This window comes from Massilia sp. IC2-477 (genome assembly GCF_020707265.1).
GTDB lineage: Bacteria > Pseudomonadota > Gammaproteobacteria > Burkholderiales > Burkholderiaceae_D > Telluria.
Map to the genome: position 1 here is coordinate 151,221 of NZ_JAJFEQ010000006.1, position 24,030 is coordinate 175,250.

The 24,030-nt window shown below is 65.5% G+C and carries 19 protein-coding genes; 5 read left to right on the top strand and 14 right to left on the bottom strand.

Translation table 11 applies throughout. The annotated features are described in order from the left end of the window. Positions 1 to 110: 110 nt before the first annotated feature. The 9 genes from LK542_RS14000 to LK542_RS14040 all read right to left on the bottom strand — a co-directional run bounded on the left by LK542_RS14000 (position 111) and on the right by LK542_RS14040 (position 11,790). Positions 111 to 1,220 carry a ribonucleotide-diphosphate reductase subunit beta gene (locus LK542_RS14000; RefSeq protein WP_227801707.1) on the bottom strand — a complete coding sequence of 370 codons (1,110 nt, stop codon included), beginning with the start codon at positions 1,218 to 1,220 and terminating at the stop codon, positions 111 to 113. A gap of 96 nt (positions 1,221 to 1,316) precedes the next feature. Beyond that, positions 1,317 to 4,253 carry a ribonucleoside-diphosphate reductase subunit alpha gene (locus tag LK542_RS14005; RefSeq protein WP_227801708.1) on the bottom strand — a complete coding sequence of 979 codons (2,937 nt, stop codon included), beginning with the start codon at positions 4,251 to 4,253 and terminating at the stop codon, positions 1,317 to 1,319. A 473-nt stretch (positions 4,254 to 4,726) separates the two neighbouring features. Beyond that, complete coding sequence (locus tag LK542_RS14010) at positions 4,727 to 6,202, bottom strand: sigma-54 dependent transcriptional regulator (protein WP_227812362.1); 1,476 nt, start codon at positions 6,200 to 6,202, stop codon at positions 4,727 to 4,729. A gap of 27 nt (positions 6,203 to 6,229) precedes the next feature. Beyond that, the gene (locus LK542_RS14015) at positions 6,230 to 7,882 is read right to left on the bottom strand and encodes a PAS domain-containing sensor histidine kinase (RefSeq protein WP_227812363.1); all 1,653 of its coding nucleotides are present in this window, start codon (positions 7,880 to 7,882) and stop codon (positions 6,230 to 6,232) included. An 8-nt stretch (positions 7,883 to 7,890) separates the two neighbouring features. Then, a complete protein-coding gene (locus tag LK542_RS14020) occupies positions 7,891 to 8,142 on the bottom strand; it encodes a PP0621 family protein (protein WP_227812364.1) in 252 nt (83 codons plus the stop codon). Then, the gene (locus tag LK542_RS14025) at positions 8,139 to 8,942 is read right to left on the bottom strand and encodes an inner membrane protein YpjD (RefSeq protein WP_227812365.1); all 804 of its coding nucleotides are present in this window, start codon (positions 8,940 to 8,942) and stop codon (positions 8,139 to 8,141) included. The genes LK542_RS14020 and LK542_RS14025 overlap by 4 nt, the downstream gene beginning before the upstream one ends. 211 nt (positions 8,943 to 9,153) lie before the next feature. Beyond that, on the bottom strand, positions 9,154 to 9,969 hold the full coding sequence (locus LK542_RS14030) for an ABC transporter ATP-binding protein (RefSeq protein ID WP_227801714.1): 816 nt from the start codon (positions 9,967 to 9,969) through the stop codon (positions 9,154 to 9,156). Position 9,970: 1 nt separating this feature from the next. Then, entirely contained in the window at positions 9,971 to 10,813 is an 843-nt protein-coding gene (locus tag LK542_RS14035) for an ABC transporter permease (protein ID WP_227812366.1), read from the bottom strand. Between the two features lie 5 nt (positions 10,814 to 10,818). Next, on the bottom strand, positions 10,819 to 11,790 hold the full coding sequence (locus tag LK542_RS14040) for an ABC transporter substrate-binding protein (protein ID WP_227812367.1): 972 nt from the start codon (positions 11,788 to 11,790) through the stop codon (positions 10,819 to 10,821). A 250-nt stretch (positions 11,791 to 12,040) separates the two neighbouring features. Between LK542_RS14040 and ffh the strand changes: the two genes are divergently transcribed. Together ffh and LK542_RS14050 are read left to right on the top strand one after the other, a co-directional pair. Further along, on the top strand, positions 12,041 to 13,408 hold the full coding sequence (ffh, locus tag LK542_RS14045; protein ID WP_227812368.1) for a signal recognition particle protein: 1,368 nt from the start codon (positions 12,041 to 12,043) through the stop codon (positions 13,406 to 13,408). A 233-nt stretch (positions 13,409 to 13,641) separates the two neighbouring features. Further along, positions 13,642 to 14,031 (top strand): SWIB/MDM2 domain-containing protein, encoded by a 390-nt coding sequence (locus LK542_RS14050; RefSeq protein ID WP_227801720.1) that lies wholly within the window; start codon positions 13,642 to 13,644, stop codon positions 14,029 to 14,031. Positions 14,032 to 14,223: 192 nt separating this feature from the next. On the opposite strand, the gene LK542_RS14055 is transcribed toward LK542_RS14050, so the two are convergent. The 4 genes from LK542_RS14055 to LK542_RS14070 form a co-directional block, all read right to left on the bottom strand. Further along, positions 14,224 to 15,591 (bottom strand): alkaline phosphatase, encoded by a 1,368-nt coding sequence (locus tag LK542_RS14055; protein ID WP_227812369.1) that lies wholly within the window; start codon positions 15,589 to 15,591, stop codon positions 14,224 to 14,226. Positions 15,592 to 15,598: 7 nt separating this feature from the next. Further along, on the bottom strand, positions 15,599 to 17,053 hold the full coding sequence (locus LK542_RS14060) for an alkaline phosphatase (protein WP_227812370.1): 1,455 nt from the start codon (positions 17,051 to 17,053) through the stop codon (positions 15,599 to 15,601). A gap of 81 nt (positions 17,054 to 17,134) precedes the next feature. After that, complete coding sequence (locus LK542_RS14065) at positions 17,135 to 17,749, bottom strand: lytic transglycosylase domain-containing protein (protein ID WP_227812532.1); 615 nt, start codon at positions 17,747 to 17,749, stop codon at positions 17,135 to 17,137. Between the two features lie 8 nt (positions 17,750 to 17,757). Beyond that, the gene (locus LK542_RS14070; RefSeq protein WP_227812371.1) at positions 17,758 to 19,476 is read right to left on the bottom strand and encodes a proline--tRNA ligase; all 1,719 of its coding nucleotides are present in this window, start codon (positions 19,474 to 19,476) and stop codon (positions 17,758 to 17,760) included. A 204-nt stretch (positions 19,477 to 19,680) separates the two neighbouring features. Here LK542_RS14070 and LK542_RS14075 point away from each other — a divergent pair, with 204 nt between their 5' ends. The 3 genes from LK542_RS14075 to LK542_RS14085 all read left to right on the top strand — a co-directional run bounded on the left by LK542_RS14075 (position 19,681) and on the right by LK542_RS14085 (position 22,480). Beyond that, positions 19,681 to 20,331 (top strand): RNA pyrophosphohydrolase, encoded by a 651-nt coding sequence (locus LK542_RS14075; protein ID WP_227812372.1) that lies wholly within the window; start codon positions 19,681 to 19,683, stop codon positions 20,329 to 20,331. Positions 20,332 to 20,430: 99 nt separating this feature from the next. After that, positions 20,431 to 21,987, top strand: coding sequence for a retroviral-like aspartic protease family protein (locus LK542_RS14080; RefSeq protein WP_227812373.1), 1,557 nt, complete (start codon positions 20,431 to 20,433; stop codon positions 21,985 to 21,987). Positions 21,988 to 22,051: 64 nt separating this feature from the next. Next, positions 22,052 to 22,480, top strand: a complete 429-nt coding sequence (locus LK542_RS14085) for a DUF1841 family protein (RefSeq protein WP_227812374.1) — start codon at positions 22,052 to 22,054, stop codon at positions 22,478 to 22,480. 1 nt (position 22,481) lies between these two features. On the opposite strand, the gene LK542_RS14090 is transcribed toward LK542_RS14085, so the two are convergent. Then, a complete protein-coding gene (locus LK542_RS14090) occupies positions 22,482 to 23,996 on the bottom strand; it encodes a SulP family inorganic anion transporter (RefSeq protein ID WP_227812375.1) in 1,515 nt (504 codons plus the stop codon). Positions 23,997 to 24,030 lie beyond the last annotated feature (34 nt).

Genomic DNA, 24,030 nt, shown 5'->3' on the forward strand with positions numbered 1-24,030 from the left:
GTGGTTGGCAGCGGTGTGGAACGCAACCTTAGCACAGCCGTGGACGAGGAAAGAAAAAACCCGGCTGCCATCGCTGGCAGCCGGGTTTCAGGACGCATGGGCGGGAAGAATCAGTCCCAGCTCAGGGCGCCGCCGGTCTGGTACTCGGTCACGCGCGTCTCGAAGAAGTTACGTTCCTTCTTCAGGTCGATCATTTCGCTCATCCACGGGAACGGGTTCTCTTCGTTCGGGAACAGCGGATCCAGGCCGATCTGCACGGCGCGGCGGTTGGCGATGAAGCGCAGGTAGCCCTTGAACATCGGGGCGTTCAGGCCCAGCACGCCGCGCGGCATGGTGTCTTCGGCGTAGCGGTACTCGAGGTCGACGGCCTGCAGGAACAGGGCCTTCAGCTCTTCGCGGAAGGCCGGGGTCCACAGTTGCGGGTTTTCCATCTTGATCGTGTTGATCAGGTCGATGCCGAAGTTCACGTGCATCGACTCGTCGCGCAGGATGTACTGGTACTGCTCGGCGGCGCCGGTCATCTTGTTCTGGCGGCCCAGCGCCAGGATCTGGGTGAAGCCGACGTAGAAGAACAGGCCTTCCATCAGGCAGGCGAACACGATGATCGACTTCAGCAGCTTCTGGTCGTTTTCCAGGGTGCCGGTCTTGAAGTCCGGGTCGGTCAGCACGTTGATGAACGGGATCAGGAACTGGTCCTTGTCGTGGATCGACTCGATCTCGTTGTAGGCGTTGAAGATTTCGCGCTCGTCCAGGCCCAGCGACTCGACGATGTACTGGTAGGCGTGGGTGTGGATCGCCTCTTCGAAAGCCTGGCGCAGCAGGTACTGGCGGCATTCCGGCGCCGTGATGTGGCGGTAGGTGCCCAGCACGATGTTGTTGGCGGCCAGCGAGTCGGCGGTCACGAAGAAGCCGAGGTTGCGCTTGACCAGGCGGCGCTCGTCTTCCGACAGGCCGTTCGGGCTCTTCCACAGCTCGATGTCGCGCTGCATGTTCACTTCCTGCGGCATCCAGTGGTTCGCGCAGCCGGCCAGGTACTTGTCCCAAGCCCACTTGTACTTGAACGGCACCAGCTGGTTGACGTCGGTCTGGCCGTTGATGATGCGTTTGTCGTCGGCGTTGACGCGCTTGGCGACTTCGGCGGCGGCGGGCGCGGCGTCGCCGGTGGCTTGCGGTGCGCGGGGGGCTGGTGCGGTGGTTTGTTCGTCGTCCCAAGAGAGCATGGTGTGTTCCTTCTTTCGTGGCCTCCTCTACGTGGGGCCGTTAACTATTCAACGGTGTAAGCCGGCGTCTCTGCCGGCTTACACCTCAATTGCCGATTACTGGCAGGCTTCGCACTCGTCGAAGCCGGCGTCGCCCGGACGCAGGTAGCAGGCGGCGCCTTCCACGATTTCCGCGCTGGCCGCTGCAGGTGCTGCCGGGGCTGCTGCCACCGGGCCGTTCGCTGCCGGCGCTGCATGGCCGCCCACCAGGCCGCCCGAGACCGGGACCGCGTTCAGGGCGCCGGTGCGGGTGGTCGACTTCTCCATGTGCGTCGCGGCGATGGTGCGCAGGTAGTAGGTGGTCTTCAGGCCGCGCAGCCATGCCAGTTTATACGTCTCGTCCAGCTTCTTGCCCGAGGCGCCGGCCATGTAGATGTTCAGCGACTGGGCCTGGTCGATCCACTTCTGGCGGCGCGAGGCGGCTTCCACCAGCCACTTCGGCTCGACTTCGAACGCGGTGGCGTAGATGTCGCGCAGGTCTTGCGGCACGCGGTCGATCTTGCTCAGCGAACCGTCGAAGTACTTCAGGTCGGCGATCATGACTTCGTCCCACAGGTCGCGTGCCTTCAGGTCGCGCACCAGGTACGAGTTGATCTCGGTGAATTCGCCCGACAGGTTCGACTTCACGTACAGGTTCTGGAAGGTCGGCTCGATGCAGGCCGACACGCCGATGATGTTCGAGATCGTCGCGGTCGGGGCGATCGCCACGCAGTTCGAGTTACGCATGCCGAACTGCTTGATGCGCTCGCGCACCACACTCCAGTCCATCGATTCGCTGGTGTCCTGCTCCAGGTAGCCGCCGCGTTCTTCGGCCAGCAGCTTGATCGAGTCCTGCGGCAGGATGCCGCGGTCCCACAGCGAGCCGGTGTACGACTCGTAGCGGCCGCGTTCTTCGGCCAGTTCGGTCGAGGCCAGGTAGGCGTAGTAGCAGACGGCTTCCATCGACTTGTCGGCGAATTCGACCGCTTTGTCCGAGGCGAAGGGCACGCGCATCATGTGCAGGCAGTCCTGGTGACCCATGATGCCCATGCCGACCGGGCGGTGGCGCATGTTCGAGTTGCGCGCCTTGTCCACGGCGTAGTAGTTGATGTCGATGACGTTGTCCAGCATGCGCATCGCGGTGCGGATGGTCTTCTGCAGCTTGGCGTGATCCAGGCCCTCGCCTTTCATGTGCTGCGGCAGGTTCACCGAGCCCAGGTTGCAGACCGCGATCTCGTCGGCGCTGGTGTTCAGGGTGATCTCGGTGCACAGGTTCGACGAGTGCACGACGCCGATATGCTGCTGCGGCGAGCGGATGTTGCACGGATCCTTGAAGGTGATCCACGGATGGCCGGTCTCGAACAGCATCGACAGCATCTTGCGCCACAGGTCGAGCGCTTCGACCTTCTTGTACACGGTCATTTCACCGCGTGCGGCCTTGGCTTCGTAGGCGACATACGCTTCTTCGAAGGCCTTGCCGACCTTGTCGTGCAGGTCCGGGGTCTCGCTCGGCGAGAACAGGCTCCAGTGGCCCTTCTCCATCACGCGCTTCATGAACAGGTCCGGAATCCAGTTCGCGGTGTTCATGTCGTGGGTGCGGCGGCGGTCGTCGCCGGTGTTCTTGCGCAGGTCGAGGAATTCCTCGATGTCCATGTGCCAGGTTTCCAGGTAGGCGCAGACCGCGCCCTTGCGCTTGCCGCCCTGGTTGACTGCCACGGCAGTGTCGTTCACCACTTTCAGGAACGGGACCACGCCCTGCGACTTGCCGTTGGTGCCCTTGATACGCGAACCGAGCGCGCGGACCGGGGTCCAGTCGTTGCCCAGGCCGCCGGCGAACTTCGACAGCAGCGCGTTCTCTTTGATGGCGTCGTAGATGCCTTCCAGGTCGTCGCCGACGGTGGTCAGGTAGCACGAGGACAGCTGCGAGCGGCGGGTGCCCGAGTTGAACAGGGTCGGGGTCGAGCTCATGAAATCAAAACTCGACAGCAGGTTGTAGAACTCGATGGCGCGCGCTTCGCGGTCGTCTTCACGCAGGGCCAGGCCCATCGCGACGCGCATGTAGAAGGCCTGCGGCATCTCGATGCGGGTTTCGCGCACATGCAGGAAGTAGCGGTCGTACAGGGTCTGCAGGCCGATGTAGCCGAACTGCAGGTCGCGGTCGGCGACCAGGGCCTTGGCCAGGCGCTCGAGGTCGTACTTGCCCAGTTCTTCGTCCAGCAGCTCGTTCTCGATGCCCTTGGCGATGTATTTCGGGAAGTAGGTGATGTACTCGGCAGCGGCGCCGGCCTGCGGCACTTCGTGGCCAAAGACTTCCTTGCGGATCGTGTGCAGCAGGATGCGCGCGGTGACCTGGCTGTAGGCCGGGTCGGTTTCCATCAGCGCGCGTGCAGCCAGGATGGCCGACTTGTGCAGTTCTTCGACCGGCACGCCGTCGTACAGGTTCTTCAGGGTCTCGGCGACGATGGCGTCGGCATCGACGTGCTTTTCCAGGCCCGAGCAGGCGGCGTTCACGAGGGCGTGGACGTCGTTGATGTCCAGCGGACGGCGCTCGCCGCCGTCGACCACATTGATCTGCGGTGCGGCCACGGCGGTGCCCCCCAGGGCTTCCTTGGCGGCCTTGCGCTCTTCCATGCGCTTGGCGCGGTACAGCACGTATTCGCGCGCGACGTCATGCTCGCCCGAGCGCATCAGCGACAGTTCGACCTGGTCCTGCACGTCTTCGATGTGGAAGGTGCCGCCGTTCGGCTGGCGGCGCACCAGCGCGGCCACCACGTTGTTGGTCAGCTGTTCCACCAGCTCGCGGATGCGGGCCGATGCCGCGCCCTGGCCACCGGCGACGGCGAGGAAGGCCTTGGTCATCGCGACCGAGATCTTGTGCGGCTCGAACGCGACCACGGCGCCGTTGCGGCGGATGACGCGATAGTCACCGCGTGCGGCGATTTCCGCAGGGGTAGCCGTGGACGACGCACCGGTGGTGACGTGCGGGTTGATCGAAATGTCTTGTGCTGTTTGCATTGGGCCTCCAGTGGGCAGCCGTACCTGCCGTCGTTGGTCTTGGCCGGCTTGTCAGGCCGACAAAATTTAAGCAAAGCGATACCCCGCCAGCTGGAGCACTTCACTGGCAACCAGTACGCAGGGTTCGAAAATCGCTGATGAATCAGGAGCTTGCGGAGCAAGCTTCAAGTCGAACTTAAATATAGTTGCCTTTCGTCTACTACCACTATATCTAGTGTTCGATCTTGATATGAGACTAATTGTAGTACCTGACCCAAGTCACGGCAAGTGAAGAACTTCGCAATTTTTTCTGTTTTTTTTGGTGCATGGGCTTGACAAGCAAGCGTGGCCGGAATGGCGGGGAGTCTGACGTGAGCGAGTACTAACGTCGCGAAATCGTGCTGCATAAAGCGTAGTCAGGGCGAGGGGCGATGCATCATTCTTGTGCATTCTGCACTGGCGAAAAGACAACATGATGACATGTGCAACGCAGGTCAAGCGCTGTCGTCCGGCGCCACGATCTCCAGCTTCTGCATCTGGTAGCGCAACTGGCGCACGCTGATGCCGAGCAGGCTGGCGGCCTGGGTGCGGTTGAACTGGGTTTGCTGCAGGGCGCGCTGGATGATGTCGCGCTCGACCTGGCTCAGGTACTCGGGCAGGTTGCCGGGCAGGCCGTTCGGCCCCAGCATGTCCTGGCCGGGCATGGCCGGCCCGGGTGGCGGGGCCGGGGTCGACAGCGGCAGCGGCTCCGGTTGCGGCTCCGGCGCGGCGGGTGCAGGCGCCGGCGCCGCGGCCATTGGTTCGCGCGCCGAGGCTTCACCCGGCCGCGCCGCCTTCAGCGACAGGTCGCCGACTTCGATCACGCCGTCGTCGGCAAAGGCCAGCGCCCGCTCCAGCACATTCTCCAGTTCGCGGATATTCCCCGGGAAGGAATACGCGCGCAGCGCGTCCAGCACGCCCGGTCCCAGCGAGGCCTGGCCCGGTCCGGCCAGGCGCGCCAGGATCGCATCCACCAGCGGCGCCAGGTCGTCGATGCGCTCGCGCAGCGGCGGCAGCGACAGTTCGATCACGTTCAGGCGGTAGAACAGGTCTTGCCGGAACCGGCCCTGCTCGACGCAGCGCGCCAGGTCCTGGTGGGTGGCGCTGATGATGCGCACGTCCACCGGTTCTTCATTGGCGTCGCCAATCTTGCGCACGCGCCGCTCCTGGATCGCGCGCAGCAGCTTGACCTGCATCGGCAGCGGCAGGTCGGCCACTTCGTCCAGCATCAGGGTGCCGCCATTGGCGGCCTGGAAGAAGCCGTCGCGCTCCTCGGAGGCGCCGGTAAAGGCGCCCTTGCGGTAGCCGAAGAATTCCGCTTCCATCAGGGTCTCGGGGATGGCGCCGCAGTTCACCGCAACGAAAGGCTTGCCGGCGCGCGAACTCTGGGCGTGGATTTCGCGCGCGGCCAGTTCCTTGCCGCTGCCCGATTCGCCGGTAATCGAGATCGGCGCGTTGGATCGCGCCAGCCGGCCGATCTGGGCGCGCAGCGCCTCCATCGCGGCCGACCTACCGATCATGCGCGAGCTAGATGCCGCCCCGTCCACCGGCGCCGCCGGCGCATCAAGGAGCTTGAGGGCCGAGCGCACCATCACGCGCAGGGCGTCGAGCGCCACCGGCTTGGAGATGTAGTCAAACGCGCCAGCCTTGAGCGCCACCACCGCGTTCTCGGCGCTGCCGTAGGCGGTGATGACCGCGATCGGGGTGCCCTTGCCGGAGGCGCTCACTTCGCGCACCAGCTCCAGCCCGAGGCCGTCGGGCAGGCGCATGTCGGTCAGGACCAGGGCGTAGTCGTGCTCCTCGACCAGTGTGCGCGCCTGGCGCAGCGTGGCGGCGCTGTCGACGTCCAGCCCCATCTTGAGCAGGGTGATCTCCAGCAGTTCGCGCAGGTCGGCTTCGTCGTCGACCACGAGGATGCGGGGTGCGGTCATGGTGTTCTCTATTTATATAGTGGCGCGCTAGGCCGGCTGCGAAAAGCTGATCACGAAGCGTCCGCTCGCGCGGCGCGGTCCGCTACCCGCCGCATCGAAGCGGTATTCGTAGTCCAGCTTCGCGTCATTGTTCAGGCACAGCTCGCGCGCCAGGTACAGGCCCAGGCCCGTGCCCTTGCTCGAGGTCGTGTAAAAGGGCTCGAACAGGTGGGCACGCACTTCCGGCGTGATGCCCGGGCCGTCGTCCTGCACATGCAGCTCGATGCGGCCGGCGGCGTCGCGCGCCGGGAAGATGCGGATGCTGCCCGGCTTTTTGCTGGCATAGCGCACCGCGTTACCCAGCAGGTTGAGCAGCACTTCGTGCAGGTGCAGCGGGTCGAAGCGCACCGCGCTCGGCCCGGCGTCGCCCAGATGGACTATATCATCGCTCAGGCCATGGGTTTCGCAGAATTCGGCTTTCAGCTCGGTAAGAAAATCGGCCAGCTGCAGCGGCTCGCTGTTCGGCTGCACCTTGCGCGACAGCTGCAGGATGTCCTCGACCATGCGGTTCACGCGCGCCACGTTGTCGCCCACGATCTTCAGCAGGCGCACCTCGGCCGGCCCGTGCAGGTCTTCGGCCAGCAGCGCGGTGGCGTGGCCGATCGCCGACAGCGGGTTGCGCACCTCGTGCGCGATGCTGGCGGTGAGGCGCCCCATCGAGGCCAGCTTGAGTTGCTGCGCCTGGTTCTCGATGGCGCTGACATCCTGCATGAACACCACGCTGCGGCCGAGCTCTCTGCCTGCCGTGTCGACCCGCGCGAAGCGCAGCTTCAGGTGGACTGGCTGGTCGCGCCGGCCACGCAGGGGACCGGCGTCTTCCTGGTAGGGCTTGACGGTGACGAAGGCCGCGCCTTCGATCGGGGCGCGCAGCCAGGCGCCGAACGCCTGGGCCATCGGCTCCAGTCCCGGCGCCTCGTCCAGCCGGAAGCCGGCCGCCTCCCCTTCCAGTCCCAGCATGCGCCGGGCCGCCGGGTTGCCGGTAAACACCGCGCTGTCGTCGCCGGCCACCAGGATGCCGTCGCCGACGTCGGCGATGACGATGCCGTTGATCGCCTGCTGGATGCGCAGGTCGGCGCCGCGCTGGGCGGCCAGTTCTTCCTGCTTGATCAGGCGCGCCGCCAGGCGGTTCACCAGCAGCGCGCCGGCGAAGAAGGCGGCGCCGTACAGGCCGGCCTGCATCAGGGGCGGCTGGCGGTCCTGCATGAAAACCTGCCAGATGGACTCCAGCAGCAGGAACATCGTCGCGACCGCGCTCGAAAACAGCGCCAGCGTCAGCGGCGCCAGGATGGCGGCGCCGGCGAGCGGGAACAGGTACAGGATCGCCAGGCCGCTGCGCATGCCGCCGGTTTCCAGGTAGAGCAGCGAGATCACCACCAGGTCGACCGCGATCTGGCAGCCCAGCTGCAGCGCGAAGCGGCGCCGCCCCCAGGTAGCGAAGGCGCCGAACACCAGCGCCGCCGCCAGGTAGAACAGGCAGATGCGGGTGTTGACGGCATCCAGGCGCAGGCCGTCGCCGGTGACGCTCAGGCCCAGGTAGAGCAGCAGTACCAGCGCGATGACGATGCGGGTGATGGTAAAGGTCTGGAGCGAGCGCCACAGGGTCGTGCGCGCTTCGCGGGACAGCACCGCTTTGGGCGACATCGGCCGGCTTACTGCGGCGGCAGGCGCACGTGGCCCGGCGAGCAGTAGTCGTGGCCGTCGGCCTGCACCGCTTCCGACGCGGGGAAGTGGATGCCGCAGTGGGCGCACTGGGTCATGCTTTCGATCTGCGCGGCGGGCTTTTGCTCGCGCGGCTCTTCATGCAGGGGCGGCTGCTGGCGCGCCGCCAGGCCCTTGAGCTTGGCGCGGATGGCCAGCACGACCAGGCCGACCAGCAGGATCCAGAACAGGACGCGGCTCATGCGACGCTCCGGTGCAGGACGACTTCGAGCACGAAGCGGCTGCCGACGTAGGCCAGCGCCAGGGTGGCAAAGCCTGCCAGCGTGAAGCGCAGGGCGGTCTTGCCGCGCCAGCCTTGCCAGCGGCGGCCAGCCAGCAGCGCCGCGAACAACAGCCAGGACAGCAGCGCGAACACGCTCTTGTGGTCGAAGCGCAGCGCGCGGCCGAACAGCTGCTCGGAGAACACCACGCCCGACAGCACCGTGAGGCTGAGCAGGATGAAGCCGATCCAGATCACGCGGAACAGCAGCTTTTCCATGGTGAGCAGCGCCGGCAGCTGGTCCAGCGCGCTGCCCAGCCAGCCGCCGCTGGCGGTGCGCGTGTGCAGGCGCGCCTCCTGCAGGGCCATCAGCACGGCGTGGAAGGCGGCGATGGTGAGCGTGCTGTAGGCCAGCACGGCAACCAGCACGTGCCAGCCAAAGGCGGGCGTCTGGCCGTTCAGGGCCAGCAGGCTGCCGGGGAAGATCACCGGCAGCAGCGCGGCCACGCAAGCGAAGGGCATCACCAGGCGGCGCATGCCGTCCAGGGCGAAGTTGCGGTTTTCCAGCCAGTAGGCGGCCACCGAGACCCACAGCGCGCTGGAGAGCATGATGGCGAAGCCGACCCGCAGCCGGCCGGGCGCGACCACGTCGAGCGCGAGCGCAGCGCCATGCACCGCCCAGGCCACGGCGGTGACGCCTGAGATGACGGCGCCCCGGCGCGACGGCAGCAGGGCGCACACCGCGTACAGCAGGGCCGCGGCGAGGAAGAGGGAGTTCTGCATAATAAGAGTCTACACCATCGACCAGTGCCAGTGGATAGCCCCTCTTTCGCTGCCGGAGCTTGCTGGGGTGGCTGATCACGCTAAATTGGATTCCGGCCTTCGCCGGAATGACGGTTTCACGTTTAGCGGTACAAAAGTTGTCATCGTTAACGTATGCACGTCGTTCCGGCGAAGGCCGGAACCCAATTTTCGTAGGTCAGCCACCACAGCATCAATCCACCGCCGCCATCCGCATCTCCTCCGTATGATGCCGCTGCTGCTCCTCCATCACCATCACCCCGAGCTCGCGCTTGAGCGCATTGAACTCGCTGGAGGCCGGGTCGCGCATGCGCGGCAGGTCGACCAGCAGGTCGCGCTTGACCGTGCCCGGGCGGTAGGTCATCACCACGATGCGGTCGGCCAGGTAGATCGCCTCTTCGATGCTGTGGGTGACGAACAGGATGGTCTTGTTCAGGCCCGACCAGATGCGCAGCAGCTCTTCCTGCAGGTTGCGGCGGGTGAGCGCGTCGAGGGCGCCGAAGGGTTCGTCCATCAGCATGATGGGCGAATCCAGCGCCAGCACGCGCGCGATCGCCACCCGCTGGCGCATGCCGCCCGACAGGTCCTTGGGAAAGCGCTGGCGGAAGTCCGACAGCGACAGCATCGCCAGCAGCTCGCCCACCCGGTCGCGGATCGCCGCCTTGCCGACACCCTTGATGTGCAGGCCGAAGGCGATGTTGTCCTCTACCGTCATCCAGGGAAACAGCGCATATTCCTGGAACACCATGCCGCGGTCCGGCCCCGGCGCCTTGACGGGCCTGGCGTCGACCGTGATCGTCCCGCTGCTCGGTAGCGAAAAGCCCGCCACCGCGTTGAGCAGGGTCGACTTGCCGCAGCCCGAAGGCCCGAGCAGGCAGGTGAACTGGCCGTGCGGGATCTCCAGGTGGATGTCCTGCAGCGCGGTGACGGTGCGTCCGCCCGTCTCGAAGATCTTGTTGACGCCCGCGATGCGGATGTGGGGCGCCAGGTTGGAGGTCGGTGCGTTCATGTCAGTGCTCCAGGCCGCGGTGCCAGCGCAGCAGGTGATTGTTCAGGCGGTTCATGGCGACGTCGATCAGGAGGCCGAGCATGCCGATGGTGATCATCCCGGCGATGATCTTGTCGGACCAGAAGTACTCGCGCGCTTCCAGGATGCGAAAACCCAGTCCGTTGTTCACGGCGATCATTTCGGAGACGATCACCACGATGAAGGCGGTGCCGATCCCGATCCGTACCCCCGACAGGATGTAGGGCACGGCGGCCGGCAGGATCACGCGCAGGAACATGGTGACCCCGCCCGCCCCGAGGTTGCGCGCCGCGCGCAGGTAGATGCCGTCCACGTGGCGCACCCCGGCGATGGTGTTCATCAGGACCGGGAAGAACGCACCCAGCGCGATCAGGAACACGGCCGGCGGGTTGCCGAGCCCGAACCACAGGATGGCCAGCGGGATGTAGGCGATCGGAGGGATCGGGCGCAGGATCTGCACCAGGGGGTTCATCCACGCGTACACGATGCGGCTTGCTCCCATCGCCAGTCCCAGCGGCAGCGCCAGCCCGGCGCCGATGGCGAAGCCCACCACCACCCGCACCATGCTGGTCCAGATGTCCACCGGCAGCTCGCCCGACAGCGCCCACGCCAGCCAGCCACCCTCCGTGTAGGCATCGAACGGCACCAGCGGCAGCAGGTAGGCCACCCACTTGCGCCATACGTCCAGCGGCGCCGGCAGCACCTGCGGGTTGACCCAGCCGTTCATGGCCACCCACTGCCACAGGGCGATGGCCAGCACCGGCACCACGGCGCCCGTCGCGACTTCTTTCCAGCGCTCGCGCGCGAATGTGCGTCTGTCTTTCATGATCGTCACTTCAGGTCCAGGCTTTTCCTGGCCGCCGCCAGGAGGTCGGTGCGCACCCAGTCCTGCGCCAGCGGCGGCCTGGCCATGCGCCCTACCCCGGTGCGGGCCATGATGTCGGTGGTGACCTGGATGTGCTCCGGCGTGATGTCGAACGAGTACGGCGAATTGCGGATCGCATCCTGGAAGTCGTCGCTCGAGATCTGGTTCTTGAAGATCGTCTCGCGTACATATTTCTCGGCCGCGGCCGGGCTGTCGATGAAGGTCTTGGTGGCCTCTACAAAACAACGCATGAATTTCTCCGCCACCGCGCGGCGCTCGCGGTAGAACTTCTCGGTCATCACCAGGGTGCGCACCGGTTCGCCGATCGGGGTGTCATACGGCTTCAGCACCTCCACGCCGAAGCCCTTGTTGATGGCCTGGGAAGACTGGGGCTCGGACTGCATCATGGCGTCGATCTGCTTGCCGAGCAGGGCCTGGTTCAGGTCCGGGTAGCCCAGGTACACCAGCTGCACATCCTTGCCGGGCGCCGCATCGGCCTTGAGGCCGTGCTTGGCCAGCTGCGCCATCAAGAGCACTTCCTGGATCGCGCCGCGCGTCACGCCCACCTTCCTGCCCTTGAGCTGGGCCACGCTGCGGATGCCGAGTTCGGGCCGCGCCACCAGCCGCGCGCCGCCGCGTGCGAAACCGGCTACCACCACGATGGGGGCGCCGCCGGCGCGGCCCGAGATCGCTGCCTCCGAGGCGGTGGCGCCGACGTCCAGTTCGCCGGCGATGATCGCCTGCATCACGTCCAGTCCCTTGGCGAAGACCTTTTCCTCGACCCGGATGCCGCATTTGGGCGCGATCTCCTTGATGTACGATACCGCGCCGAAGTGCGCGAGCTTGAGGTTCCCGAGCCGGACCACCTCCTGGGCCCCTGCTCCGCCCGCTGCCAGCAGGGCGGTGGCGGCGAGGATGCTGCCGAATAGCCTGATCATGCATGTTCTCCCATGGATTGCCTCGCCAAAACAGACGCGGCTAGAAGAAGATGCTGACGGGAAATGGCCTGTTAGGACGTGAGATGTGTCAATTCCGGCAAGCTTTCCACATGATCGAACGCATCACAGCTGATGAAAAATTGCGCTATATCTCCGCCGCGGTCGAACTCGGCGGCCCGTGCAAGGTAAAATGGTGGTTTATCGAATGCGCCCGTATTCGAATGCCGTCGTATATATAGTCAGGTAGAACATGCTAGATAACCTTACCCAACGCCTAGCCAAGGTCGTCAAGACGATGCGCGGCGAGGCGCGCCTTACCGAGGCCAACACCGCCGAGATGCTGCGCGAAGTGCGCATGGCCCTGCTGGAAGCCGACGTGGCGCTGCCGGCGGTGCGCGAGTTCATCGCGAAAGTCAAAGAAAAAGCACTGGGCGAAGAAGTCATCGGCTCGCTCAGTCCCGGCCAGGCGCTGGTCGGCGTGGTGCAGCGCGAGCTGGCCGCCCTGATGGGCGCCGACCTCGGTCCGGAAGCCACCCAGCTCTCGTTTGCCCAGCAGCCGCCGGCGATCATCCTGATGGCGGGCCTGCAGGGTGTCGGTAAAACGACCACCACTGGCAAGCTGGCCAAGTACCTGAAAGAGCAGAAGAAAAAGAAGGTCCTGACGGTTTCCGCCGACGTCTACCGTCCGGCCGCGATCGCGCAGCTGGAGTCCGTCACCAAGCAGGTCGGCGCCGACTTCTTCCCTTCCACCGCCAGCGACAAGCCGGTCGACATCGCGCGTAACGCGCTCGATTGGGCGAAGAAGCACTATCACGACGTCCTGATCATCGACACCGCCGGTCGTCTCGGCATCGACGAAGCGATGATGCAGGAGATCGCCGCGGTGCACGCCGCCGTCAATCCGGTCGAGACCCTGTTCGTGGTCGACGCCATGCTGGGCCAGGACGCGATCAACACCGCCAAGGCTTTCAATGACGCCCTGCCCCTGACCGGCGTGGTGCTGACCAAGCTCGATGGCGACTCGCGCGGCGGCGCCGCACTCTCCGTGCGCCACGTGACCGGCAAGCCGATCAAGTTCGCCGGCGTGTCCGAAAAACTGGATGGCCTGGAAGCCTTCGACCCAGGCCGCATGGCCAACCGCGTGCTGGGCATGGGCGACATCCTGGCGCTGGTCGAAGAAGCGCGCAAGGGCGTCGACGCCCAGGCCGCGACCGAGCTGGCCAACAAGATCAAGGGTGGCGGCAAGTTCGACATGAACGACTTCAAGGCGCAGCTGACCCAGATGAAGAAAATGGGCGGCATGTCCGGCCTCCTCGATAAACTGCCGGCGCAGTTCCAGCAGGCCGCAGCCGGCGCCAACATGGACCAGGCCGAGAAGCAGGTGCGCCGCATGGTCGGCATCATCGACTCGATGACCCCAGGCGAACGCGCCAAGCCGGAGCTGATCAAGGCCAATCGCAAGCGCCGCATCGCGGCCGGCGCGGGCGTGCAGGTCCAGGAAGTGAACCGCATGCTGAATCAGTACGATCAGATGCAGACCATGATGAAGAAGCTCAAAGGCGGCGGCCTGATGAAGATGATGCGCGGGATGAAGGGCATGATGCCCGGCCTGCGCTGACCCATTCGGCGCTTCCCTGAAAACCGCGCGGGCACAGGCCTTGCGCGGTTTTTTCACATTCGGGCCGCCGGTTTTTTCATTCAAGGCGCCTCAAGTGTGCGATAGCTCGCATTTTGGGGCTTATCAGAGTGAAAAAATTTCGAAAAAGACTTGCACGAACAGTAAAAGGCCACCAATATAAGCCCGTGCGTCAATAACGCAAATTCCCTGTGTTCGTTTTAGGAGGCTCGAAGATGGCAACAGCCAAAAAATCCACCGCAGCGCCAGCCAAGAAAGCCGCTGCCAAGCCGGCTGCAGCGGCCAAGCCTGCAGCAAAGAAGGCAGCTCCAGCAAAAGCAGCAGCGAAACCAGCAGCGAAGCCGGCCGCAGCACGCAAGCCGAACGCCGCTTTCATGAAAGAGATGACGCCATCGGGCGAACTGGCCGCAGTCGTGGGCAACAAGCCGCTGCCGCGCACCGAAGTCACCAAGAAGGTCTGGGACTACATCAAGAAAGAAAACCTGCAGGACGCATCGAACCGCCGCATGATCAACGCCGACGACAAGCTGAAAGCTGTCTTCGGTGGCAAGGCACAAGTGTCGATGTTCGAAATGACCAAGCTCATTTCGGACCACCTGAAGTAAGCACTGGCCGGCTGTCCAGTAGCCTTGCAAATGAGAAGCCCCGTCGGATGACGGGGCTTTTTGTTTTCCTGCGCTCAGAGCATCAGCCTAAAGCGTCTAACAAAACCCCGAGGGCAAGGCGCATCGTCGAAGACAGTACGCTAGTACGGCGAGACGATGCAACGCAGCCATCGGGGGAATTGTTAGGCGCTCCTACAGCCCCGCCGCCGCCTTCATCAGGTGGAATACCTGCGTATTCTCCATCGTCCCCTTGAACGGCGCCGACCCGGCCCCGGTCGCATACAGCTTCACATCGCCACCTCCGTGCGACTCGTACACCGTGCGCACGCCGGCCTCCTGCTGGTAGTCGTCGCGCTGCGCGGTGGCGCTGTCGACGTCGGCGCGCAGGTCCGGGCGCACCTTGCCGTTGCCGAAGACGAGGGCGGTGAAGGTCTTGCCGTCGGCGTCCTTCTTCGGTTCTCCGCTCGCGTAGTCGTGAACGATATCGAGCACCTTGCTGCCGCGCTTCGGGTAGCCGTTCAGGACCATCGTGTGATCATGGTCGGCCGTCACCACGATCAGGGTGTTTTCCAGGCCCGGATCCAGCTGGCGCATGCGGTCGATGGCGGCCTGGATCGCTTCGTCGAAGGCCACCGTGTCGGCCAGGGCGTTCTTCGCGTTGTTGTCATGCAGGGCGTGGTCGATCTTGCCGCCTTCGACCATCAGGAAGAAGCCGTCCGGATCTTTCGACAGCAGCTCGATCGCCTTCAGCGCCATCTCGCTCAGGGTCGGCTGCTCCGGGCGGCGCGCCAGCGCGTAGTCGAGGTGGTCGTCGGCGCTGTAGATGCCGACGAACTTGCGGCCCGGACGCGCCGACATCATGCCCGCGCGCGTGCCGGCCACGTAATAGCCCTGGGCCGCGAACTCCGCCATCAGGTCGCGCCCGTCCGCACGGCCCTTCGGATTGGTGGCTTTATCAAAAGGCGTGAAGTGATGGCGCCCGCCGCCCATCAGGACGTCGACGCCGTCTCCCAGCGCCGCGTTGTAGCCGGCGCCGCCCGGCACGATCTGGCGCGCGATGCTGTAGGCCGCGTCGCGGTGGCACACGTGCGAGAAGGTCGACGCCGGGGTGGCGTGGGTCAGCTCGGTGGTGGTCACCGCGCCCACCGCACGGCCAGCGGCTTTCGCCAGTTCCAGGATGGTCGGCACCACCTGGCCGTCGACGCACTTGTCGACCGTGCGGTTGCCGTTGGCGTCCCTGTCCGGATCGATGGCGCGCGCATCCTTGATGGAGATGCCGTCCTGGTTGATCTTCACGCCGGTCATGTAGGCGCCCATCGAAGGCGCGCTGTCGGTGGTCTGGAAGTCGTTCGAATAAGTCTTCAGGCGCGCGGTGCGCTCCAGCCGTTCGAAGTTCAGGAGGCCGTCCTCGCCGTGCTTGAAGATGCGCGCGGCCGTGATGGTGGTGGGCCCCATGCCGTCGCCGAGGAAGAAGATGATGTTCTTGGCCTGCGGCGCTGCCATCGCGGCGCTACTGAAGAAGGTGGCGGCCGCTAGGCAGGAAAGTCGTTTATTCATCATGGTCTCCTTACAGGCCGGCTGCGGTCTTGATCAGGCTGAAGACGCGGGTGTTGTCGATGGTCCCGCGGAACAGTTCCGCGCCGGCGCCGGCGGCGCCCAGGTAGACGTCAGTCCCGCCATGGGTCTCGGCCCCGGTGCGGGTGCGCACCACTGCTTCCTGGTGGTAGTCGTCGCGCGTCACGATCTCGTCGGTCAGCGCCGGCTTGGCGCCGCGGCTGCCGTTGGTGCGGTTCTCGCCGGTGCCGAAGCCGATGATGGTGAAGGGTCGGCCTTCCCGGTCCAGCTTCGGAGATCCGTCGAGGTTGCTCACCAGGCCCAGCACGCCCGGGTTGGTCGGCGTGGTCTTGCCGGTGCGGACCGTGTAGCCATTCAGGAGCAGCGTGTGGTCGTGATCCGCAGTGGCGACGATCAGGGTGTTCTTCAGGCCCGGGTCGAGCGCTTCCATCTTGTCCAGCGCGGCCTGCATGGCGGCGTTGTAGGACACGGTTTCCTGCAGCGCGCGCTTGCCGAGGGTGGCGTGCAGCGCGTGGTCGATCAGGCCGCCCTCCACCACCAGGAAGAAGCCGGCGCCTGTCGGACCGGCGTGCGGCGCCAGCAGGTCGATGGCCTTGCGCGTCATTTCGGTCAGGCTCGGCTGCTTCGCAGGGTCGCGCGTGGCGTCGTAGTCCATGTGATTGGCCGCGAACAGGCCGATGGCCGGCTGCTGCGGGTTGGCGTCCAGCGTGTTGAATTCCGCCGTATTCGACACCACGCGGAAGCCCTGCTTGCCCAGTTCCGCCAGCAGGTCACGTCTATCGGCACGCTTGCCGCCAAATTCGAAGGGTGTGAAGAACTGGCGCCCGCCGCCGAACAGCACATCCAGGCCGCGCGCCCCAAGGGCATTGTTGTAGCCGGCGCCGCCCGGCACCAGCATCGCGGCGAAGTCGGTTTCGAGCTTGCGGTGGCAGCCATGGCCATAGGCGGAGGCCGGGGTGGCGTCGGTGACGCTGGTGTTGGTGACGACGCCCGTCGCCATGCCGCGGCTGCGCGCCAGTTCCAGCAGGGTCGTGGCGGGTGAACCGTTCTCGCATTTGCTGACGAGGGCATTGCCGTTGGCGTCCTTGCCGGGCGCGATCGAGCGGGTGCCGAAGGACATCGAGATCACGCCGTTGTTCTGCTTCACGCCCGTCATGTAGGCAGCCATGCCGGCAGCGCTGTCGGTCACCATCGCGTCGTTCGAGAAGGTCTTCACGAAGGCCGATTCGGGCAGGCGGTCGATGGTGAGTTCGCCCTCTTCGCCGGCGTGGAAGATGCGCGCGGCGGTGAGCGTGTTCAGGCCCATGCCGTCGCCGAGGAAGAAGATGACGTTCTTTGCGCGCGCTTCGCTCTGTGCCTGGGCGGGTGAATGGGAAGCCGGTGGCACGGCCGCGCAGCCGGCCAGCATCGCAATCAGGATGGCGCCGGCAAGGGTGGACAATCGCATGGAGACCTCGAGGTCGGGAAAGCGAAGAGTTTACACCTTGCCAAGTGCATATGGCAGATTGAAATGTTTCGGATTGTAGGCTCAGGCGGAAGGCCCGAACTCCCACTTCTTCCACGCCGCCAGCACGGCGTTCGGATACTGCGGCTTGCCGCGGCTGCCGTTATAGCGGCCCAGGGCGAGATAGAGGTTGCCCTTCTCCATGTCGATGTACATGCGCAGGATCGCGCAGCCATAGCGCAGGTTGGTCTGCATGTTGAACAGCATGCGGCGGTCGCTGTCGCCGATCACCTTGGTCCAGAACGGCATCACCTGCATGTAGCCGCGCGCGCCGGCGATCGAGATCGCGTACTTGCGGTAGGCGGATTCCACCTGGATCAGGCCCAGCACCAGTCCCGGATCCAGCCCGGCGCGGGTCGACTCGTACCATACCGTCTCGAGGAACTCGGTACGCGACAGTTCGTCCGGGATGCGCTTGGTGAGGCGGCGCGACATCTCGCCGAACCAGGCCTGGTAGCGCGCCCGCGCCGCCTCGTCGCGCAGGACGGGCTTGGGCAGGCGCTTGTCGTGGATGGCGTTGGCCAGCGCCAGGCGCACCGCGTCGGCAAGCTGTTCTTCCTTCTGGTTGCCGGCCTGCGCCGAGCCTCCAAACAGCAAGCCGGCGGCAAGCAGCGCGCTCGCCACCCACGGGAACAACATCACCGGGTTCACTTGCCCAGCTTGCCCTTGATGAAGGCGACCATGCCGTCGACCGGCACGCTGGTGGCGGCTTCGTCGCGGCGGCCCTGGTATTCCAGGTTGCCTTCCTTGAGGCCACGCTCGCCGATCACGACACGGTGCGGCACGCCGATCAGTTCCCAGTCGGCGAACATCGCGCCCGGACGCAGGCCACGGTCGTCGACGATCACGTCCACGCCGGCCGCCTGCAGCTCGGCGTACAGCTTCTCGGTCTGTTCCTTGACCATCTCGCTGCGGTCCAGGCCCATCGGGCACAGCACCAGCTCGAAGGGAGCGATCGAATCCGGCCAGATGATGCCCTTGTCGTCGTAGTTCTGCTCGATCGCCGCGCCCAGGATGCGGGTCACGCCGATGCCGTAGCAGCCCATCTGCAGCGGGGCCGGCTTGCCGGCTTCGTCGAGGAAGGTGGCGCCCATCGCTTCCGAGTAGGCGGTACCGAGCTGGAACACGTGGCCCACTTCGATGCCGCGCTCGATCGCCAGCACGCCCTTGCCGTCCGGCGAAGCGTCGCCTTCGACCACGTTGCGCAGGTCGGCAACGAGCGGCTCGGCGCAGTCGCGGCCCCAGTTGGCGCCCGTGTAGTGATAATCCGCTTCGTTGGCGCCACAGACGAAATCGGCCATGTTGGCGACGCTGCGGTCGGCCACGACGGTGACCGGGAGCTTGGTGCCGACCGGACCGAGGTAGCCCGGCACGGTGCCATACACCTCCTGGATCTCCGCTTCGGTCGAGAAGCGGAATTCCTTCAGGCCCGGCACCTTGTTGACCTTGATCTCGTTCAGTTCATGGTCGGCGCGCAGCAGCAGCAGGAAGTAAGTCTTCTTGCCTTCGTTCTCGACGGTCAGGGCGATGCTCTTGACGTGCTGCTGCAGCGGAATGCTCAGGAGTTCGGCCACGGCTTCACACTTGGTCTTGCCGGGCGTGGAGGTCTTGGTCAGCTGCTGGGTCGCCGCGCCACGCTCGCCGCCGGCCAGCGCTTCGGCCGCTTCGATGTTGGCCGCGTAATCCGAGGTCGGGCAGTACACCAGCGCGTCTTCGCCGGTGCTGGCGATGACGTGGAATTCATGCGAGCCGGTGCCGCCGATGGCGCCGTTGTCGGCCGCCACCGCGCGAAACTTCAGGCCGAAGCGGGTGAAGATCTTGGTGTAGGCGTCGAACATGGTCGCGTAGGACTTCTGCATGCCTTCGACGTCGCGGTCGAAGGAATACGCATCCTTCATGGTGAACTCGCGGCCGCGCATCAGGCCGAAGCGCGGACGGCGCTCGTCGCGGAACTTGGTCTGGATGTGATAGAAGTTGATCGGCAACTGGCGGTAGGACTTCAGCTCGCTGCGCACGACGTCGGTCACGACTTCTTCGGACGTCGGCTGGATGGCGAACTCACGGCCATGACGGTCTTTGACGCGCATCAACTCCGGGCCCATCTTGTCCCAGCGGCCCGTCTCTTGCCACAGCTCTGCCGGCTGCACCAGCGGCATCAGCAGTTCGATCGCGCCCGCCTTATTCATTTCTTCGCGGATGATGTTCTCGACCTTGCGGATGATCCGCAGGCCGGTCGGCATGTAGGTGTAGATGCCCGAACCGAGGCGTTTGATCATCCCGGCGCGCATCATCAGCTGGTGGCTGACGATTTCGGCGTCGGAAGGCGCTTCTTTAAGCGTTGAAATAAAAAATCGTGAGGCGCGCATATCCGTGAATTCTTTTTAAAAAGAGAGAGTTATAATCGACCTAATTTTAAAGGATTAGCTGGCTGATGCGTCCAATCTTTCTACAAATGGGTCCGGAACACGCAGCACCCTCCTTGTCGGCAACTCGCCGGCAAGCTGGCAATGGCAATTTGTGGGTAAAAATATAAGGATCGTACGGCCGGCAGAAAGTTTCGAGGTGCACTTATGCTCGATCGTGAAGGGTTCCGCCCCAACGTCGGCATCATCCTGCTGAACGCCAACAACGAGGTGTGGTGGGGCAAGCGGGTGCGCGAGCACTCGTGGCAGTTTCCGCAAGGGGGTATCAAATACGGCGAGACGCCGGAGCAGGCAATGTATCGCGAGCTCGAGGAAGAAATCGGCTTGCGCCAGGAGCACGTCAAGATCGTGGGCCGCACCCGCGACTGGCTGCGCTATGAAGTGCCCGACCACTTCATCAAGCGCGAGATCCGCGGCCACTACCGTGGCCAGAAGCAGATCTGGTTCCTGCTGCGCATGATGGCGCGCGATAACGACGTCAACCTGCGCCTGACCGACCATCCCGAGTTCGATGCCTGGCGCTGGCACGACTACTGGGTGCCGCTGGACGTGGTCATCGAGTTCAAGCGCGATGTCTACCAGCGCGCGCTGCAGGAGCTGTCGCGCTTCCTCACCTGGCCGGCCAAGGGCCAGCACGGCGAGCGCCGCCACAGCGCGCGCTACCTGCGCCAGCCGCACGGCCGCACGCAGGGAGGTGGCGGCAAGGCGCAGCAGCAAGCGCAGCAACCGGCGCTCGCCACGGCCACGTCGACGCGTCCGGCCACGCCGGACTCGCTGGTGCTGGTGCCGGACGAATAAGGGCGCGGCGCCGCCCTTCCCCTGCGCCGCACGCCGGCGCAGGGCCCCCTTTATGCCTGCCGAATTGTCAAATGCGGATTGCGCCATGACAATGTCGGCATGACGCTTCTCTCCCGCCTGTTCGCCTGCAGCGTGCTGCTCGCCACCCTCCCTACCCATGCGGCCGCCGAATCCGAGGCAAAGGCTTGCAAGTACGTCAACGTCGCCACCGTCCCGCTGCGCTACACCGGGCCATCGCTCGAGATCACGATGGAAGGCTCGCTCAACGGCACGCCGGCCAGGCTGCTGGTCGATACGGGGGCCGACTTCACGGTCCTGACCCGGACCGGCACCGAGCCACGCGACATGAGCCTGTGGAACACCGGCAGCATCGCCTCCGGCATCGGTGGCTTCAGCCGGGTCTACAACACCCGCTTCAAGGAATTCCGGGCCGGCCCGGCCAGCGCGAAGAACGGCACCCTCAGGGTGCTGCACGATTTCGGTTACGCGCCCTCGTACGACGGCATCCTCGGCTCGCCCTTCCTGCTGCAGGCCGACCTCGAGTTCGTGCTGGCGGAGAAGACGATCCGCTTCTTCCGGCCGGTCGACTGCCGCGACCAGTTCCTGGCTTACTGGGACCCGGACGCCACCGTCATCCCCTTCGACTACAGCGACAGCAGGGCGCCCAATCCCCGCTTCACGGTCCTGTTGAACGGCAAAAAGCTGAGAGCCATGATCGACAGCGGCGCGGGAACCACCTCGGTCACGCTGGCCGCCGCCAAACGCGTCGGCCTCAAGCTCGACGCACCGGGCGTCGAACGCGCGGGTTACCGCACCGGCGTGGGCGAGGCCCAGGTAGAAAGCTGGGTGGCCATCTTCGACACTTTGCAACTGGGCGCCGAGACCATCCGCAACGCGCGGGTCGCCGTCACCAATACCCTGCATCATGATGTGGACATGCTGCTCGGCGCGGACTTCCTGCGTTCGCACCGGGTCCTGTTCGCCATGAGCCAGGAAAAGCTCTACATCAGCTACCTCGGCGGCGATCCGCTCGGCCAGCGGCGCGGCATCGAGCCCTGGATGCTGCAGGAGGCGGAAGGCGGGAACACCGATGCCCAGATGATGCTGGCGGCCTTCTACCGCGCCGGCTACGGCGTGGCGCGCGATCCGGCCCAGGCCAAGAGCTGGTTCGACCGCGCCGTGGCGGGCAACAACCCGGCAGCCAACTTCAGTGTCGGGCGCAGCCACCTGTCGCAGCGCCGCTACGCGGAGGCCGCACGCCATCTGCGCCTGGGCCTGGAACAACTTCCGGGCGACCGCAACGCGGCCCTGTTGCTCTACCTGGCCCGCCTGCACCTGGGGGAAGGCGATGCCGCCAAGGCCGACCTGCAGAAGGCGTTCGCGCGCGACGACAAGGACCAGTGGCCGAATCCGATCGCGCGCCACTTCCTGGGCAAGGTGAGCGAGGAAGAGCTGCTCGAGGAAGCGCGCGACGACAAGCTGCGCGCCAAGGGCCAGGTGTGCCTCGCCAAGACCATGATGGCCGAGCGTGCGACGGCCATGGGCGACAGCGCCAAGGCGCAGTCGCTGCTGTTCCACCGTCCGGAATGCGGGCCGTCGGCGGCGCCGCGCCCGGCCGCCCCGCCCCCACCAGCAGCGACGCAAGAAGCCACCTGAAGCAGGCCGGGACGGGAAGCGCTAGAATACCGGCTTCCCGCCTTTCTTCATTCCCTTCCCGATCATGTTTACTCCGTCTTCACACGACGTGCGCCGCTTTTTCTGCGAAGCCCTGCGCAAGCAGCGCAACGGCGAGATCCTGACCCCGATGGACGCCATCGCGGCCGACTGGATCGTGCAACACCCGGAATACCACGCCGAACTCGACGACGTGGAAGCCGCGATCGCGCGCGACTACTCGGTCGAGGGCGGCAAGCCGAACCCCTTCCTGCACCTGTCGATGCACCTGTCGATTGCCGAACAGGTGTCGATCGACCAGCCGCGCGGCATCAAGGCCGCGCACGACGCGCTGGTCGCCAGGCGCGGCGAGCACGACGCCCACCACGAGATCATGGAATGCCTCGGCGAGATGATCTGGGCCTCGCAGCGCAACGGCATGCCGCCGGATACCGAGGCCTATATCGAATGCGTGCGCCAGCGCGCCTCGCGCTAGTTCAGCCGAGCTTGTCGTCCGCCACCCGGTAGCGCGGGTCTTCCAGCAGGTTTACTTCGATCATGTCCTGCGCCTTCTCCAGCACTTCGCGGCAGTCGGGGCTGAGGTGGCGCAGGTGGAGGCGCTTGCCCAGCGCGCGGTAGCGCTCGGCCAGGGCGTCGATGGCCTGGATCGCCGAATGGTCTGCCACGCGCGCGCGGCGGAATTCGATCACCACGTCCTGCGGATCGTCCTTCGGCGTGAACAGGGCCTGGAACCCGGTCACCGAGGCGAAGAACAGCGTGCCTTCCAGGTCGTAGACCTTCCAGCCGTGTTCATCGACGCTTGTTGCGACGCGGATCTGCTTCGCATGCTGCCAGGCGAACACCAGGGCCGAAACGATCACCCCGGCCAGCACCGCCACCGCCAGGTCGAAGGCCAGCGTGATGCCGGCCACCAGCACGATGACCAGCGCATCGGCGCGCGGCACCTTGCCGAACAGGCGGAACGTGCCCCACTCGAAGGTCTTTTCGCAGACCACGAACATCACGCCGATCAGGGCCGCGAGCGGGATCTGCTCGATCCACGTCGACCCCACCAGGATGAAGGAGAGCAGGAACAGCGACGCCACGACGCCCGACAGGCGCCCGGTACCGCCGCTGTTCACGTTGATCATGCTCTGGCCGATCAGGGCGCAGCCGCCCATGCCGCCAAACAGGCCGGTGAGTACGTTGGCCGCACCCAGCGCCATGCATTCGCGGTTCGGCTGGCCGCGCGTGTCGGTGATCTCGTCGATCAGGGTCAGCGTCAGGAGCGACTCGATCAGGCCGACGCCGGCCAGCACCAGGGCATAGGGGAAGACGATGCGCAGGGTGTCCAGGTTCCACGGCACATCCGGCAGCGCGAAGCCGGGCAGGCCGCCCGCGATCGAGCCGAGGTCGCCCACGGTCTTGGTGTCGATGCCCAGCAGCGCGCAGCCGGCGCTGCTCGCCAGGATGCCGACCAGGGTGGCCGGCACCGCTTTTGTCAGGCGCGGCGTGAGGTAGATGACGGCCATGGTGGCGGCGGCGATGGCCAGCATCGTGGCCAGCTCCGCGCCGCCCATCCATTGCGGCACGCCGTCCGGCCCTGGCGTCTTGAAGTGGCCGAACTGGGCCACGAAGATCACCAGCGCCAGGCCGTTCACAAAACCCAGCATGACCGGATGCGGCACCATGCGGATGAACTTGCCGAGCCGTGCAAGCGCAAACACCAGCTGCAGCACGCCCATCAGCACCACCGCCGCGAACAGGTACTGCGCGCCATGCTGCACCACCAGCGCCGTCATCACCACCGCCAGCGAACCGGCTGCGGCCGAGATCATGCCGGGGCGGCCGCCGAAGCTCGATGTGATGAGGGAGACCAGCACCGCCGCGTACAGGCCGGTGAGCGGCGAGACCTGGGCGACCAGGGCAAAGGCGATGGCTTCGGGGACGAGGGCAAGGGCGACCGTCAGGCCGCTGAGCAGGTTGGTCTTGATGTGGGATGGGGACAGCACGGGAGCTCCAGGCAAAAAACAACATCCCCCCGCC

Excerpts from the sequence above, each read along its gene's own strand:
- LK542_RS14000 (WP_227801707.1), bottom strand. The coding sequence starts at position 1,220 with ATGCTCTCTTGGGACGACGAACAAACCACCGCACCAGCCCCCCGCGCA.
- LK542_RS14005 (WP_227801708.1), bottom strand. The coding sequence starts at position 4,253 with ATGCAAACAGCACAAGACATTTCGATCAACCCGCACGTCACCACCGGT.
- LK542_RS14010 (WP_227812362.1), bottom strand. The coding sequence starts at position 6,202 with ATGACCGCACCCCGCATCCTCGTGGTCGACGACGAAGCCGACCTGCGC.
- LK542_RS14015 (WP_227812363.1), bottom strand. The coding sequence starts at position 7,882 with ATGTCGCCCAAAGCGGTGCTGTCCCGCGAAGCGCGCACGACCCTGTGG.
- LK542_RS14020 (WP_227812364.1), bottom strand. The coding sequence starts at position 8,142 with ATGAGCCGCGTCCTGTTCTGGATCCTGCTGGTCGGCCTGGTCGTGCTG.
- LK542_RS14025 (WP_227812365.1), bottom strand. The coding sequence starts at position 8,942 with ATGCAGAACTCCCTCTTCCTCGCCGCGGCCCTGCTGTACGCGGTGTGC.
- LK542_RS14030 (WP_227801714.1), bottom strand. The coding sequence starts at position 9,969 with ATGAACGCACCGACCTCCAACCTGGCGCCCCACATCCGCATCGCGGGC.
- LK542_RS14035 (WP_227812366.1), bottom strand. The coding sequence starts at position 10,813 with ATGAAAGACAGACGCACATTCGCGCGCGAGCGCTGGAAAGAAGTCGCG.
- LK542_RS14040 (WP_227812367.1), bottom strand. The coding sequence starts at position 11,790 with ATGATCAGGCTATTCGGCAGCATCCTCGCCGCCACCGCCCTGCTGGCA.
- ffh (WP_227812368.1), top strand. The coding sequence starts at position 12,041 with ATGCTAGATAACCTTACCCAACGCCTAGCCAAGGTCGTCAAGACGATG.
- LK542_RS14050 (WP_227801720.1), top strand. The coding sequence starts at position 13,642 with ATGGCAACAGCCAAAAAATCCACCGCAGCGCCAGCCAAGAAAGCCGCT.
- LK542_RS14055 (WP_227812369.1), bottom strand. The coding sequence starts at position 15,591 with ATGATGAATAAACGACTTTCCTGCCTAGCGGCCGCCACCTTCTTCAGT.
- LK542_RS14060 (WP_227812370.1), bottom strand. The coding sequence starts at position 17,053 with ATGCGATTGTCCACCCTTGCCGGCGCCATCCTGATTGCGATGCTGGCC.
- LK542_RS14065 (WP_227812532.1), bottom strand. The coding sequence starts at position 17,749 with ATGTTGTTCCCGTGGGTGGCGAGCGCGCTGCTTGCCGCCGGCTTGCTG.
- LK542_RS14070 (WP_227812371.1), bottom strand. The coding sequence starts at position 19,476 with ATGCGCGCCTCACGATTTTTTATTTCAACGCTTAAAGAAGCGCCTTCC.
- LK542_RS14075 (WP_227812372.1), top strand. The coding sequence starts at position 19,681 with ATGCTCGATCGTGAAGGGTTCCGCCCCAACGTCGGCATCATCCTGCTG.
- LK542_RS14080 (WP_227812373.1), top strand. The coding sequence starts at position 20,431 with ATGACGCTTCTCTCCCGCCTGTTCGCCTGCAGCGTGCTGCTCGCCACC.
- LK542_RS14085 (WP_227812374.1), top strand. The coding sequence starts at position 22,052 with ATGTTTACTCCGTCTTCACACGACGTGCGCCGCTTTTTCTGCGAAGCC.